This window comes from Streptomyces sp. NPDC002054, assembly GCF_040296685.1.
Lineage (GTDB): Bacteria > Actinomycetota > Actinomycetes > Streptomycetales > Streptomycetaceae > Streptomyces.
This window is the reverse complement of record NZ_JBEOXT010000001.1, coordinates 307,549-321,509: the sequence shown is the minus strand read 5'-3', so window position 1 is coordinate 321,509 and position 13,961 is coordinate 307,549. Positions and strand designations below refer to the sequence as shown.

Here is a 13,961-nt window from a genome sequence, read left to right as displayed (position 1 = left end):
TCAGCGGCGGACCGGGCATTCCTTCCAGGAGAAGTGGTAGACGGTGTTGAAGGTGCCGTCGGTCGAGTCCATCGCCATAAAGCTGTTGGTGGTCTCGGTGTCCGAGGCCCCGGCGTCCACCCGCAGCTCGGTGTTGATGTTGAAGTTGCGCTTCTCGCCGCACGGCGCGAAGGCGAGCGACTCCACCGGGGTGGTGTCGGTGACCTGCCAGTTGCCCTGGACCGGGCCGCGGAAGGTGTGGCTGCGGCGCTGCGTCTGGGACATGCCCTGGAAGTAGTAGCCGGCCTGCTGGGTGCCGGACGCCTGGTCCTGGAGGCTGGCGAAGCCGCGGTAGTCGACCTTGGCGATGGCGTAGGTGTAGCCCTGCGGGACGGTGACGCGCAGGCCCAGCTGGCAGTTCTTGCGGAACTCGGTGGGCTGGGCCCCCTTGCCGACCTGGGCGAGGTACTCGCTGTAGGTGACGGTGAAGGCCGAGTTGTCCGGTGACACGTCCACGGCGGCGCTGCCGGGCCGGCAGCCGGAGCCGTTGACGGAGGCGAGGTCGATGGTGACGTTTCCGGTGGGGGGAGCCGGCCGGGGCGCGGCGATCCCCGCCGAGGGGGTGAGGGCGGCGGCTGCGAGCAGTGCGGCGGTAGCGCCACCGGTGAACACCGTTCTGAACACCGAGTTCCCTTCCATGGGTTGTGCGGGTCACGCTTGTCGGCCGCACTCCATCACCCTGTGACAAATCCTCACAGATCCCATGCCGGACGGTGGACCGTCACCACCCGCTCGGCCCTGGACGGGGACGCTGTCGGCCGCGGGCGGTACGTTTCCGGCATGGGGATGAACGAGGTGCAGCACGGCAGGGCGGACGCCCGCAGCGAGGTGGCGGTGGCGTACCTGGCCCTGTCCGAAGGGGAGCTCGGTCACGCGGCCCGGCACCTCGGCTCCGCGTTCGCGGCCGAGCCGGGGCTGCCGGAGGCGCACGAGGCGCTCGCCGAGCTGGCCGCGGCGGCCGGCGGGGCGCTCGCCGCGCTGGAGTGGTTCCCGACGGACGAGGCGTCTTCCGGAATCGTGGCCTGTATGGCGCACTTGTACGCCGCGGCGGGTTTCTGGGATGCGGCGGTCGACCGGCTGGGGGCGGTGATCGGTGCCGAGCCGGAGCGCGGCTGGGCGCAGGTCGCCTGGCTGGCCCGGCCGGATCTGGCCGGGCTGGTCTCCCCCGAGGCGGTGGGCCGGGCGGTCGCCGCGGTGACGGGCGGCCTGCCCGAGGGGCCGGCGCCGGCCGGACTGCGGGAGGCGGTGGGCCCGTTCCGCGGGCTGGTGGGGGCCGTCCTGGAGCGGCATCCGGAGCACACGGCGCTGCTGACCCTGGCCTCCGTGCTGGCCCGGCGGCTCGGCGAGCCGGACGAGGCGGCGCGCTGGGCGGAGCAGGCGCTGGCGGTCTGTCAGGCGGAGATCGCCCGGGACCCGTCCGACCTGGAGCGGTACGTGGACGTGGCCGAGGTCTACCAGCGCACCGGGCGGCCCGCCGAGGGCCTGCCCTGGCTGGACCGGGTCCTGGACATCGACCCCGGGCACCCGACGGCCGGCCCGGCGGTGCATGCGCTGCGGCATGCCGCGGAGGGGGGCGGGACGGAGCATCTGCTGGCCCTCTCCGACCACCTGAGGGAGTATCCGGACCACGGCTACGCGGGTCACCTGCTGGCGGAGCTGTGCGACGGGGTGCCATGGCTGGGGCATGTGCATCCGGCCTCCGAGGCGAGCCTGGGTGTGCTGCACCGGATACTGGCCGATCCCGGCACGGCGCCGGGCAGCGGGATCGAGCTGGTCGGTTCGCATCTGGAGCCGCCCAGCACCGTGCTTGCGGTGCGGATGGGGCTGCCGCGGTCGGGCATCGCCTACAAGTGCGTGCCGCTGCCGGATCCCAGGCTCCCGCAGCACGAGGTGGGCACCCGGCTCTGGGAGTTCGACGGGCCGGCGGCCCGGCCGGCGCTGGACCCGCCGTCCCGGCCGGCCGCGGAGCTGGTCCGGCAGGTCGCCTCGGTGGGCTGGGACGCGCCGGGGGCGGCGTACGACCATGCCGTGCGCCTGTCCGGGCTGTCGCTGGGGGACCTGCTGGCGGTGTGCGTGCATCCGCCGCTGCCGCGGGACAGTGCGCAGGGTGCGTATCTGCTGGGGCGGCAGCCGGAGTTGTGGGTGCGGGCGGTGCAGACCTTCGCGTGTCTGGGGATCGCCCATCACCATGCGGACGAGCCGTGGGCCGGTTCGCGGCGGCGGGCCGTGCTGATTGATCTGCTGTTCGGGCCGGAGGACTGGGTGAACGAGGCGGCGGGTTTTGCGCTGCTGGCGACGGCGTGGGCGGATCCGGCGGCGCGGGAGGAGGTGGGGGCGTTGCTCACGGACCGGATGACGGCGGTGGGGCGGGCGTGGCAGGAGCGGGACGCGACGATTCTGGCTTCGCTGTGCAGGTTGGTGTTGGGGTGCCCTTGGGTGGAGCGGGGGGTCCGTGAGGTCGCGGCCCGCATGCTGGCCGCGGTAACCCGCTACGAAACGTAGCCGCTGCCTGGCCGGGCCGCGTGCCGTCGCCCCGGCTGGCCCCGCTGCGCGGCCGGGACGCATACCGCCGCCCCGGCGGGCTGGCCCGCTGCGCGGGGCCTTTCCCCACCCCGCCCCTTCCCGAAACCGAGGCCTGCGGCCCCGGACCCCGCCCGTGGGGCTCCGCCCCACACCCCGGGTGCCCGGGCTCCGCCCGGCACCCCTTTCGGGGCTTCGCCCCGGGACCCCATGGCGGGGCTCCGCCCCGAACCCCGTGCGGGGCCCAGCCCCGAACCCCGTGCACGGGTTCCGCCCCGAACCCCGTGCGGGGGCTCTGCCCCAGACCCGTTCAGGGGCTCCGCCCCCGAACCCCGTGGGGGCCCAGCCCCAGCCCCCTTGGGTGCCGTGCTTCGCCCCGGCCCCGTCGGGGCAGAGCCCCCGGACCCCGTGCGGGGCTCCGCCCCAAACCCCGTTCAGGGGCTCCGCCCCAGCCCCCGTGGGTGCCCGGGCCTCGCCCGGATTTCGGGGCTTCGCCCCGGACCCCGTGCGGGGCTCCGCCCCGAACCTCCGTGCACGGGTTCGGCCCCGAACCCCGGTGCAGGGGCTCTGCCCCAGCCCCCTTGGGTCCCGGGCTCCGCCCGGCTCGGAGCCGCCCCCGTTCCGCGTCCTCGCAGCCTGCGCGGGGCGAGTGAGCCGAAGGGGGCGCGCCGAGGGAACAGGGGCGAGCGCCCGGCGGAAACCGCGAGGAACGAGCGGTTTTCGAGGACGCACGGCCCTGTGAGCTCGGCAGAAGCGCCCCCGGAGGCGAACCGAGCCCCCTAAAAGAGGGGCCGGGCTAGGAGGAGGGCTACGTCGTCTTGGGCTGGGGAGGGGGTGAGGCGGGTGAGGGCGGATTCGCAGATGGTGTCCAGGGGGCGGTCGGGGCCGGTGAGGGCGCGGGCCAGTTGGCGCATGCCTTCGTCGAGGTCGCGGTGGCGGGATTCGATGAGCCCGTCGGTGTAGAGGGCGAGCACGCTGCCGGCGGGCAGTGGGACGTGTTCGGAGTGGAAGGAGTCGGCTCCGGTGCCGAGGGGGGTGCCGGGCGGACCGTCGAGGAAGCGGACCGTGCCGTCCGGGGTGACCAGGGCGGGTGGCGGATGGCCGGCCCGGGCGATCTCGCAGCCGCCGGTGGCGGGGTCGTGGACGGCGTACACGCAGGTGGCCATCTCGTCTTCGCCGAGGTCGGCGACGATGGCGTCGAGGGAGTGCAGCATGTGGACGGGCGGGATGTCGTGCCCGGCCAGGGTGCGGACGGCGGTGCGGAGTTGGCCCATGACGGCGGCGGCGTGGATGCCGTGGCCCATGACGTCGCCGATGACGAGGGCGGTGCGGTTGCCGGGCAGGCTGATGGCGTCGTACCAGTCGCCGCCGACGTCGTGGTCGCTGGCGGGTACGTAGCGGCCGGTGAGGGCGAGTCCGGGCACCTCGGGCAGGGTGTTGTGGGTGAGGCTGCGCTGCAGGGTGAGGGCGGCTTCGCGCTGGCCGGTGTACATGCGGGCGTTGTCCATGTTGAGGGCGGCGCGGGAGACGAGTTCGTCGATGAGCAGGCAGTCCTGTTCGTCGAAGGGCTCCCGGCTGAGGAGCCGGGTCACCACGACGGCGCCGAGGACGGTGCCGCGGGCGACCAGCGGGATCAGCCGGGCGGAGCCGATCCGGGTGGAGAAGTAGGTGCGCAGGTTTTCGGCGCGGGGGTCGGTGATGAGGGCGGGGATGTCGGCGTAGGTGAGGTTCATCGGGCGGCCCTGCTCGATGACCCGGTCGTAGACGGAGCCGAGGGGGACCTGGAAGGTCATGCCGGGGGCGAGTTTGGCGGTGGGGGCGGAGGGGTCGGGGAAGGTGGCGGCCAGTCGGCGGATGAGTCCGTGGCGTGCGGTGCCGGCTTCGTCGGGGGCGAGGATTTCTTCCAGCATCTGGACGTCGGCGGAGTCGGCGAGCCGGGGGACGAGGACTTCGGCGATTTCGCGGGCGGTCTGGTTCACGTCGAGGGTGGTGCCGATGCGGGTGCCGGCTTCGGCGAGGAGGGCGAGGCGCTGGCGGGCGCGTTCGGCTTCGACGAGGGCCTGCTGGCCTTCGGTGATGTCGATGATGGAGGCGATCACGCCGAGGATGCGGCCGGAGCTGTCGCTGAGGGGTGCGTAGGAGCAGGACCAGGTGTGGTCGCGGCTGGGGTCGGCGGGGGTGCGGCCGGTGCGGCGGGTGTCGATGACGGGGGTGGCGCGGTCGATGGCCTGCCGCATCATCGCTTCGAGGGCGGTGGCGTTGATGCCGGGGGCCACTTCGCTGAGGCGTTTGCCGAGGTGGTCGGCGGCGGAGACGCCGTTCATACGGGCGAGGGCCTCGTTGACGCGGAGGAACCGCAGGTCGGTGCCGAGGGTGGCGAGGCCGATGGGCGACTGGGTGAAGAGGCTCTCCAGGGCGGCGAGGGAGTCCCTCATGTGCATGACCTGGGTGGTTTCCACGGCGACGAGCAGGGCGCCGGGGCGGCCGTCCGGGTCGGGGGTGGGGACGATCCACATCTCCATGGTGACGGGCCGGCCGTTGCGGTGGCGTACGGAGAGGGTGCCGATGACGGTTTCGCCGGCGTGGACGCGGCGGGTCAGTTCGTCGGCGAGCTCGCGGTTGCCTTCGGGGACGAGGACGGTGGCGGCGGGCCGGCCGATGATCTCTTCGGGGAGGTGGCCGAGCAGGTCCTGGGCGGCGAGGGACCATTCCACGACCCGGCCGTCGGCGTCCTCCCGCCACAGGGCGATCGGGAGCAGTTCGCGGAGCACGCCTGCGTAGCCGACGGCGCGTTGGGGCTGCTCCGGCGCCTGGCTCGCCCGCTGATGTGTGTCCAAGGCAATGACCTCACCCCGAAGGGGTACATTCCGCTCAAAACACCCTATCGGAGACGTCCCCCGGCGGCGCTCGCAGCGCCCGGACAGGCCCCAGGGGGCAGCATGGAGGGGTGACCGAGACTCCGGAGCCCAGGGGACTGCTGGATGTCCTCGGCGTTGCTGCCGTGGTGCTCGACGCGGAGGGGCGCATCCGCTTCTGGAGCCCCGAGGCCGAGCGCCTCTTCGGCTGGACGGCGGCCGAGGCCCTCGGCCGGTTCGCGGGCAGGCTGCTGGTGCACCGGGAGCACCTGGAACTGGTGATGGGGCTTTTCGCCGAGGTGCTGGCCAGCGGTGAGAGCTGGGCCGGGGCCTTCCCCGTCCGGCACAAGAACGGCGACGTCAGGATGGTGGAGTTCCGGAACATGCGGCTGCAGGACACCTTCGGGGACCTGTATGCGCTCGGGATCTGCGCCGATCACGCCACCGTCCAGCGGGTGGAGACCGACCTGGCCCTGTCCGACCGGCTGGTCACGCAGTCGCCGATCGGGCTGGCCCTGATGGACCCGAATCTGCGGTACGTGCTGGTCAATCCGGCGCTGGAGCGGATCAACGGCATTCCGGCGGCCGACCACGTGGGCCGCACGATCCGGGAGACGCTGCCCTTCCTCGACGCCGACGCACTGGAGAAGGCCCTGCGCCTGGTGCTGGCCACCGGGGTGCCGCTGATCGACCAGTACTCGGTCGGCCGGACCCCCGCCGATCCGGACGAGGACCATGCCTGGTCGGTGTCCTTCTACCGGCTGGAGGGCCCGCAGGGGCGGGTGCTGGGGGTCGGTGTCTCGGTGGTCGACGTCACCGAGCGGCACCGGTCGGCCACCGAGGCGGACCGGGCCCGGCGGCGGCTGGCGCTGATCGCCGATGCCTCCGCCCGGGTGGGCACCACCTTGGAGGTGGACCGGACCGCCCACGAGCTGGCCGAGGTGGTGGTGCCGGCGCTCGCGGACGTGGCGGCGGTGGACGTGCTCGACTCGGTGCTGTCCTGCCGCCGTCCGGGTGCCCCGGACAGCGGTCCGGAGCTGTTCCGGGCCCTGGCGGTGAAGACCGCCTATGAGACCGAGGCGATGACCGCCGCCGATCCGGCCGGCGAGCTCGCCATGTACGGGGAGGACCGGCTGGTCACCCGCTGCGTGCACACGGCCCGGCCGGTGATGGTCTCCCGGGTCCGCCCGGAGGACCTGCCCCGGATCGCGCGCAACGCGGAGGCCGCCGCGCAGCTGGAGCGGGCGGGCGTGCACTCGTACCTGGCGGTGCCGCTGATCGCCCGCGGGGAGGTGCTGGGCGCCCTGGACCTGAAGCGGGCCCGCAATCCGCTGCCCTTCGACGAGGACGACGTGGTGCTGGCCACCGAGCTGGCCGCCCGGGCGGCCGTCAGCATCGACAACGCCCGCTGGTACCAGAGCGTGCGGAATTCGGCGGAGACCCTCCAGCGGAGTCTGCTGCCGCGCGTGCCGCCGCACCCGCCCGGCCTGGAGATCGCCTCCCGGTACCGGCCCGCGCACGCCTCCAACGAGGTCGGCGGGGACTGGTACGACGTGATCCCGCTGGCCGGGGACAAGACGGCGCTGGTGGTCGGCGATGTGATGGGCAGCGGCATCGACGCCGCCGCGACCATGGGCCGGCTCCGCACCGCCACCTGCGCCTTCTCCGACCTCGACCTCGATCCGGCGCAGGTCCTCCGCCACCTGGACAAGATCACCTCGGGGCTGGAGCACTACATCGCCACCTGTCTGTATGCGGTCTACGACCCGGAGCGGGGGCAGTGCCGGATCGCCAATGCCGGGCACCTGCCCCCTGTCCTGCTGCGGGCGGACAGCGGCCGGGCCGAGCTGGTGGAGCTGCCGACCGGTGCCCCGCTGGGAGTGGGCGGGATCCCCTTCGAAACCACCGCGGTGGATTTCCGCGAGGGTGACCAGCTGGTCCTCTACACCGACGGGCTGGTCGAGACCCGCAACGATCCGATCGACGAACGGCTGGCCGCGCTGGCCGCCCTGCTGGACGACCCCGGACGGCCGCTGGAGGAGACCTGCGACCTGCTGCTCGACGGGCTGCGGCAGGACGAGGTGTCCGACGACGTCGCCCTGCTGATCGCCCGGAGCCGGCCGTGAGCCCGCGGGCCTGGTCGCGCAGCGTGGCCGGACAGGTGTTCGCTCTGCAGGCGGTGATCGTGCTGCTGCTGGTGACGGCGGCCGTCGTGGCCCTCGTCCTGCAGGCCGAGCACGACGGTACGGAGAACGCCCGGAACCGCTCGCTGGCCGCCGCCGAGGCGTTCGCGCACGCCCCGGGCACCGCGGTGGCCCTCCGGTCACCGGATCCGACTGCTGAGCTCCAGCCGCGGGCCGAGGCGACCCGGGTGTCCTCGGGCGTGGACTTCGTCGCCGTGCTCGGCCGGGACGGCGTCCGGTTCACCGATCCACAGCCGGACCTGATCGGCACCCGGGCCGGCGGCAACATCGCGCGGGCCGCCGCGGGGCAGTCGTTCACCGAGATCTTCCGCGGCCGGCCCAGCGATGCGGTCCGGGCCGTGGTGCCGGTCCGCGACGCCGGCGGGCAGGTGGTCGGCATGGTCAGCACGGGCATAGAGATCCAGAACGTCTCCGAGGCGGTGGAGAGGCAGCTGCCGCTGGTACTGGGTGCGGGCGCGGTCGCGCTGCTGCTGGGCACCGGCGGTGCGGCGCTGGTCAGCCGGCGGCTGCGGCGCCAGACCGGCGGCCTCGGGCCGGTCGAGATGACCCGGATCAACGAGCACCACGAGGCGGTGCTGCACGCGGTCCGCGAGGGGGTACTGATCATCGGGGCGGACCGCCGGCTGGTGCTCGCCAACGACGAGGCGCGGCGGCTGCTGGACCTGCCGCCCGATGCCGAGCAGCAGCCGATGACCGGGCTCGGCCTGCCGCCGCGGATCTCCGCACTGCTGGCCTCCGGGCGGATCGCCACCGACGAGCTGCACCTGGTCGGGGACCGGCTGCTGGCCGTGAACGTCCGGCCCACCAAGGAGTACCGGGGGCAGTCCACCGGCACGGTGGCAACCCTGCGGGACTCCACCGAGCTGGCCGCGCTGTCCGGCCGGTCGGAGGTGGCGCGGAGCCGGCTGCGGCTGCTGTACGACGCCGGGGTACGGATCGGCACCACCCTGGACGTGGTGCGGACCGCCGAGGAGCTGTCCGAGGTGGCCGTGCCGCGGTTCGCGGATTTCGTCACGGTGGAGCTGCTGGATCCGGTGCTGCGGGGTGAGGAGCCCTCGGGGGTGCACGCGGAGATGCGGCGGACCGCGCTGAGCGGGGTCCGGCCGGATCCGCCGCTGCAGCCGGTGGGCGATCTGATCCGGTTCGTGGCGCCGTCGACGCCGATGGCTGCCGCGCTGGAGTCCGGCCGGGCCGTGCTCGAGCCCGACCTCACCACCGCACACGCCTGGCGGGACCAGGATCCGGAAGGGGCGGCGCTGACGCTGGAGTACGGCATCCATTCGTTGATCAGCGTGCCGCTGCAGGCCCGCGGGGTGGTGCTGGGGATGGCGAACTTCTGGCGGGCGGACACCCCCGACGCGTTCGTGGAGGACGATCTGTCCTTCGCCGAGGAGCTGGCCGCGCGGGCGGCGGTCTCCATCGACAATGCGCGGCGGTTCACCCGGGAGCACGCGATGGCGGTGACCCTGCAGCGCAGCCTGCTCCCCCGGGTGCTGCCGGAGCAGAACGCGGTGGATGTGGCGTACCGCTACCTGCCGGCGGAGGCCGGGGTGGGCGGTGACTGGTTCGACGTGATCCCGCTGCCGGGGGCGCGGGTGGCGCTGGTGGTGGGCGATGTGGTCGGGCACGGGCTGCACGCCGCGGCCACCATGGGCCGGCTGCGGACCGCGGTGCACAACTTCTCCACCCTGGATCTGCCGCCGGAGGAGCTGCTGGGCCATCTGGACGAGCTGGTCGGCCGGATCGACATGGACCATGCGGAGGCCCGGGACGGGGCCGGCATCACGGGTGCCACCTGTCTGTACGCGGTCTACGATCCGGCGTCCGGCCGGTGTGCGGTGGCCCGGGCCGGGCATCCGGGGCCGGCGGTGGTGCATCCGGACGGGCGGGTGGAGTTCCCCGAGGTGCCGGCGGGTCTGCCGCTGGGGCTGGGCGGGATGCCGTACGAGTCCCACGAGATGCAGCTGGCCGAGTCCAGCCGGCTGGTGCTGTTCACGGACGGGCTGCTGGAGGACCGGGAGCGGGATCTGGAGGCCGGTCTGGAGCTGCTCCAGCAGGCCCTGGCCAAGCCGGACCGCACCCCCGAGCAGATCTGCGCGGACGTGCTGGGCGCCCTGCTGTTCCCGTCGCCGAGCGACGACATCGCGCTGCTGGTGGCGGGGACCCGGCTGCTGGCGCCGGACCAGGTGGCCGAGTGGGAGGTGCGGGCCGATCCGGCGGAGGTGTCGCGGGTGCGGAACACGGCCGCCGCGCAGCTGAGTGCGTGGGGGCTGGAGGAGGTCACGTTCACCGCGGAGCTGATCCTCAGCGAGCTGATCACCAACGCGATCCGGTACGGCGGCGAGCCGATCCGGGTCAGGCTGCTGAAGGACCGGGTGCTGACCTGCGAGATCGCGGACAGCAGCAGTACGGCCCCGCACCTGCGGTACGCGGCGACCACGGACGAGGGCGGGCGCGGGCTGTTCCTGGTGGCGCAGCTGGCGGAGCGGTGGGGCACCCGGTACACCGGACGCGGCAAGGTGATCTGGGCGGAGCTGCCGCTGTCCGGTGGCGCACCGGGGGAGGCGGGTGCGCTGCCGATGCCGAGTCTGGACGACCTGGAGGACCTGGCCTGGTGACGGCCCGGCGGGCCTGGTCGGCCGCCGGCTCCGGCGGGCCGGCGGCCCGGCGGGTCAGTCGGCGATCCGGATGACGATCTTTCCGGCGGTGTGTCCGGCCTGGCTGAGCTCGAAGGCCTCGGCCAGCTGCTCCAGCGGGAAGACGGCGGCCACCGGGACGGTCAGTTTCCCCTCGTCGGCGAGCCGGCCCAGGGCCGCGAGGCCCGGGCCGTCGGGGCGGACCCACATCCACTGCCCGCCGGCGCCCAGGACGGCGGGGTCGGCGATCGAGGCGTGCCGGCCGCCCTCGGCGAGCACGGCCCGGGTCGCGTCGAGGACCCCGCCGACGAAGTCGGCCACGACGGTGACGCCGTCGGGGGCGAGGGCGCGGACCCGGTCGGCGAGGCCGTCGCCGTAGGCCACGGGGTCGGCGCCGAGTTCCCGGAGCCGGTCGTGGTTGCGCGGGGAGGCGGTGCCGATGACCCGGGCGCCGAGGGCGCGGGCGATCTGTACGCCGAAGGAGCCGACCCCGCCGGCGGCGCCGTGCACCAGCACGGTGTCCGAGGCCCGGGTGCCGAGCCGGGTGAGCAGCTGGTGGGCGGTGAGCCCGGCCAGCGGCAGTCCGGCGGCCTGGTCCCAGTCCAGGGCGGCCGGTTTGGCGGCCAGCGCGCGGACCGGGACGGTGACGTACTCGGCGAAGGTGCCGCCGTGCACCCAGTCCTTGCGGGCGTAGGCGATGACCTCGTCGCCGACGGCGAACTCGGGGGTGTCGATGCCGACGGCCTCGACGGTGCCGGCCACGTCCCAGCCGGGCACGACCGGGTACGTGACCTCCATCAGCCCGTCGAGGGCGCCGGCCATGATCTTCCAGTCGACCGGGTTGACGGCGGCCCGCCGGACCCGGACGAGGACCTCGCCGGGCCCGTACTTGGGCCGCGGCAGCCGGGTCTCGGCGAGCACCTCCGGTCCGCCGTAGGTGTCGTACGTCATCGCCCGCATGGTGTCCTCGGACATCTGCCCGTCCTCCGGTGTGGCCCCCCGGTGATCCGACCGGTCCATCCCACCACGGCGGTCAGGTCCCGGCGAGCAGAAGACCGCCCATGGTGAGCATGGTGGCGGCGACCAGGCCGTCCAGGACGCGCCAGGCCCGGGGGCTGGCGAACACCCCGCTGAGCAGCCGGGCGCCGTAGCCGAGGGTGGTGAACCAGATGAGGCTGGCGAGGACGGCGCCGGCGCCGAAGGCCCAGCGGAGCTCGCCGCGGTCTGCGGCAAGGCTGCCGACGAGGAGCACGGTGTCCAGGTAGACGTGCGGGTTGAGCCAGGTCATGGCGAGGCAGGTCAGGACGGCGGCGCCGGCCGAGCCCGCGGTCCGGCCGGTGGTGCCGAGGGCGGCGCCGGGTTCGGGGCGCAGCACCCGGCGGGCGGCGAGGAGTCCGTAGCAGATGAGGAAGGCGCCGCCGGCCAGCCCGACGGCGGTGACCGCGGCGGGCCAGGCGGCGACCACGGCTCCGACGCCGGCGACGCCGAGGGTGATGAGGAGGGCGTCGGAGATCGCGCAGATGGCGACCACGGCGAGGACGGCGTGGCGGCGCACGCCCTGCCGGAGGACGAAGGCGTTCTGGGCGCCGATGGCGACGATGAGGGAGAGGCCGGTGCCGAAGCCGGCCAGGGCTGCCGTAAGGATTCCGCTGGTCATGGCTTTGAGCGTAGGGAGGCACAGATCATGCGTACAGCTAAAGATTCTTACGCATCCTTAGCTAGTCTTTAGCGTTGTGATGGAAGAACTTCCCCTGGACCAGGTGCGCACCCTGCTCGCGGTGGTGGACGAGGGCACCTTCGATGCCGCCGCGGCGGCGCTGCACGTGACCCCCTCGGCGGTGAGTCAGCGGGTGAAGGCCCTGGAGCAGCGCACCGGGCGGGTGCTGCTGTTGCGCACCAAGCCGGTGCGGCCGACCGAGTCGGGGCAGGTGGTGGTGCGGTTCGCCCGTCAGCTGGCCCGGCTGGAGCGGGATGCGCGGGCCGAGCTGGGGATCGGGGACGGGCAGGGGCCGGCCCGGGTGCCGATCGCGGTGAACGCGGACTCGCTGGCCACCTGGTTCCTGCCGGCCCTGACCCGGGTCCCGCAGGATCCGCCGGTCTGTTTCGAGCTGCACCGGGAGGACGAGAGCCGGACCACGCTGCTGTTGCGGGAGGGGCAGGTGATGGCCGCGGTGACCTCTTCGCCGGATCCGGTGGCGGGCTGTTCGGTGCGGCGGCTGGGGCTGGCCCGGTATCTGGCGGTGGCCAGCCCCGAGTTCGCCGCGCGGTACCTGTCCGGGCCGTTGGAGCGGGATCTGCACACCGCGCCGGTGATCGTCTTCGACCGCAGCGACGATCTTCAGGCGTCCTTCGTGCGGGCGCTGCCGGGCGGCGGGACGGGCGGTGGGCCGGGCACCGGGCCGGTGCAGCACCGGGTGCCGACCTCGGAGGGGTTCCGCGACGCGGTGGTGGCCGGGCTGGGCTGGGGCCTGGTGCCGGAGCCGCAGGCGCTGCCCGGTTTGAGGTCCGGCGCGCTGACCGCGCTGGCGCCGGACCGTCCGCTGGATGTCGCGCTGTACTGGCAGCAGTGGAAGCTGCACTCCCCCGCCCTGTCGGCGGTGGCGGGGGCGGTGCTGGCCGAGGCGGCCGAGGCGCTGCGGTCAGCGCCCTGACTGCCAGCTGTAGAACTGCCGGGCCATCGCGTCGCTCGGGCTGCGCCAGGTCGCCGGGTCGTAGGGCCTGACGTAGGACGAGAGCTGTTCGCTGATGTCCTGGAACAGCGGGTGGGAGGTGTGCTTCGCCACCTCGGGGCCCGGCGGGTGCGGGGTTTCGAACAGGTGCAGGTAGACGTCGCCGAACTGGAACAGGCTGCGGCGGGTCACCCCCACGAGGTGCGGGAGTTCGCCGGCGTCGGACTCGGCGAAGACCCGGGCGATGTCGTCCGCCGACTGCGGTGCCATCCGGGCGACGATCAGTGCTTGGTGCATCGGGCGCGCTCCTCAGACGTGTGCTCTCAGACGTGTGCTTCGATCTTGTCGCGGATCAGTTCCAGCTGGATCTTGGAGTTGTGGTTGATCCGGTCGGTCATGCCCGCGTCGTCGAGCGGGGCTCCCGGCTTCATCGCGAAGTCCTGCCGCCAGCGCATCTTCGTGCCGCCGGGGACCTCGGCGTACTCCCAGTGGATGTTCATGTACTCGAACGGTCCGGTCTCCACGCGGCGGGCCTTGACGTGGAGTTCGTCGCGGTTGACGGTGCGCTCGGAGACCCAGCTCCAGACCACGCCGTTCTCGTCGGGGTGCATGGCGAGCCGGAACCGGGTGGTGTCGCCCTCCTCGGCGAGGATCTCGATGGAGGCGTACTCGCTGAACAGGCGGGGCCAGTTCGGGAGGTCGTTGGTCATCTTCCAGACCAGGTCGACGGGTGCGGCGACGGTGATCTCGTTGTCGGTGTGTCCGGGCACGGTCAGGCTCCTGTCATGAGGCTGTCGTTGACGAGGTTGAGGAAGGTCGCGGGGGTCTTGCACTGGTCCACCTCGATGGGGAGGGGGTGGCCGTGCCGCTTCTCCAGTTCGGCGACGATGCCGAGCAGGCCCAGCGAGTCGAGGCCGTAGTCCGCGAAGGGGGCGTCCGGGCGGGCCGCGAGCACCGCCGGATCGACGGTGACTCCGGCGCTCCGCTTCATCAGGGCGCTCAGTTCTTCGACGGTGAGGGGTTCGGACATGTGCGTGC

At 73.5% G+C, this 13,961-nt stretch carries 11 protein-coding genes; 4 read left to right on the top strand and 7 right to left on the bottom strand.

The window, feature by feature from the left end; genetic code table 11:
• A complete protein-coding gene (locus ABT123_RS01415; RefSeq protein ID WP_351307985.1) occupies window positions 1-663 on the bottom strand; it encodes a DUF4360 domain-containing protein in 663 nt (220 codons plus the stop codon).
• A 156-nt stretch (window positions 664-819) separates the two neighbouring features.
• Here ABT123_RS01415 and ABT123_RS01410 point away from each other — a divergent pair, with 156 nt between their 5' ends.
• Window positions 820-2,541, top strand: coding sequence for a tetratricopeptide repeat protein (locus ABT123_RS01410; RefSeq protein ID WP_351307982.1), 1,722 nt, complete (start codon window positions 820-822; stop codon window positions 2,539-2,541).
• 797 nt (window positions 2,542-3,338) lie between these two features.
• On the opposite strand, the gene ABT123_RS01405 is transcribed toward ABT123_RS01410, so the two are convergent.
• The gene (locus tag ABT123_RS01405) at window positions 3,339-5,396 is read right to left on the bottom strand and encodes a SpoIIE family protein phosphatase (RefSeq protein WP_351307979.1); all 2,058 of its coding nucleotides are present in this window, start codon (window positions 5,394-5,396) and stop codon (window positions 3,339-3,341) included.
• Between the two features lie 110 nt (window positions 5,397-5,506).
• Here ABT123_RS01405 and ABT123_RS01400 point away from each other — a divergent pair, with 110 nt between their 5' ends.
• A complete protein-coding gene (locus tag ABT123_RS01400) occupies window positions 5,507-7,540 on the top strand; it encodes a SpoIIE family protein phosphatase (RefSeq protein WP_351307976.1) in 2,034 nt (677 codons plus the stop codon).
• On the top strand, window positions 7,537-10,236 hold the full coding sequence (locus ABT123_RS01395; protein ID WP_351307973.1) for a SpoIIE family protein phosphatase: 2,700 nt from the start codon (window positions 7,537-7,539) through the stop codon (window positions 10,234-10,236). Before ABT123_RS01400 ends, ABT123_RS01395 begins: the two co-directional genes overlap by 4 nt.
• A 54-nt stretch (window positions 10,237-10,290) precedes the next feature.
• Here ABT123_RS01395 and ABT123_RS01390 read toward each other — a convergent pair whose 3' ends face one another.
• The gene (locus ABT123_RS01390; RefSeq protein WP_351308200.1) at window positions 10,291-11,214 is read right to left on the bottom strand and encodes an NADP-dependent oxidoreductase; all 924 of its coding nucleotides are present in this window, start codon (window positions 11,212-11,214) and stop codon (window positions 10,291-10,293) included.
• Between the two features lie 73 nt (window positions 11,215-11,287).
• Window positions 11,288-11,911 (bottom strand): LysE/ArgO family amino acid transporter, encoded by a 624-nt coding sequence (locus tag ABT123_RS01385; RefSeq protein ID WP_351307971.1) that lies wholly within the window; start codon window positions 11,909-11,911, stop codon window positions 11,288-11,290.
• Between the two features lie 79 nt (window positions 11,912-11,990).
• On the opposite strand from ABT123_RS01385, the gene ABT123_RS01380 reads away from it, so the two are divergent.
• Window positions 11,991-12,905, top strand: a complete 915-nt coding sequence (locus ABT123_RS01380) for a LysR family transcriptional regulator ArgP (protein WP_351307968.1) — start codon at window positions 11,991-11,993, stop codon at window positions 12,903-12,905.
• Here ABT123_RS01380 and ABT123_RS01375 read toward each other — a convergent pair.
• From ABT123_RS01375 to ABT123_RS01365, 3 genes are read right to left on the bottom strand one after another with little or no spacing between them, the layout of a single operon-like run.
• On the bottom strand, window positions 12,894-13,220 hold the full coding sequence (locus ABT123_RS01375) for a TcmI family type II polyketide cyclase (RefSeq protein ID WP_351307966.1): 327 nt from the start codon (window positions 13,218-13,220) through the stop codon (window positions 12,894-12,896). The two genes, ABT123_RS01380 and ABT123_RS01375, sit on opposite strands and share 12 nt — an antisense overlap.
• 26 nt (window positions 13,221-13,246) lie before the next feature.
• A complete protein-coding gene (locus tag ABT123_RS01370) occupies window positions 13,247-13,693 on the bottom strand; it encodes an SRPBCC family protein (protein WP_351307963.1) in 447 nt (148 codons plus the stop codon).
• Between the two features lie 2 nt (window positions 13,694-13,695).
• Window positions 13,696-13,953, bottom strand: a complete 258-nt coding sequence (locus ABT123_RS01365) for an acyl carrier protein (RefSeq protein ID WP_351307960.1) — start codon at window positions 13,951-13,953, stop codon at window positions 13,696-13,698.
• Window positions 13,954-13,961 lie beyond the last annotated feature (8 nt).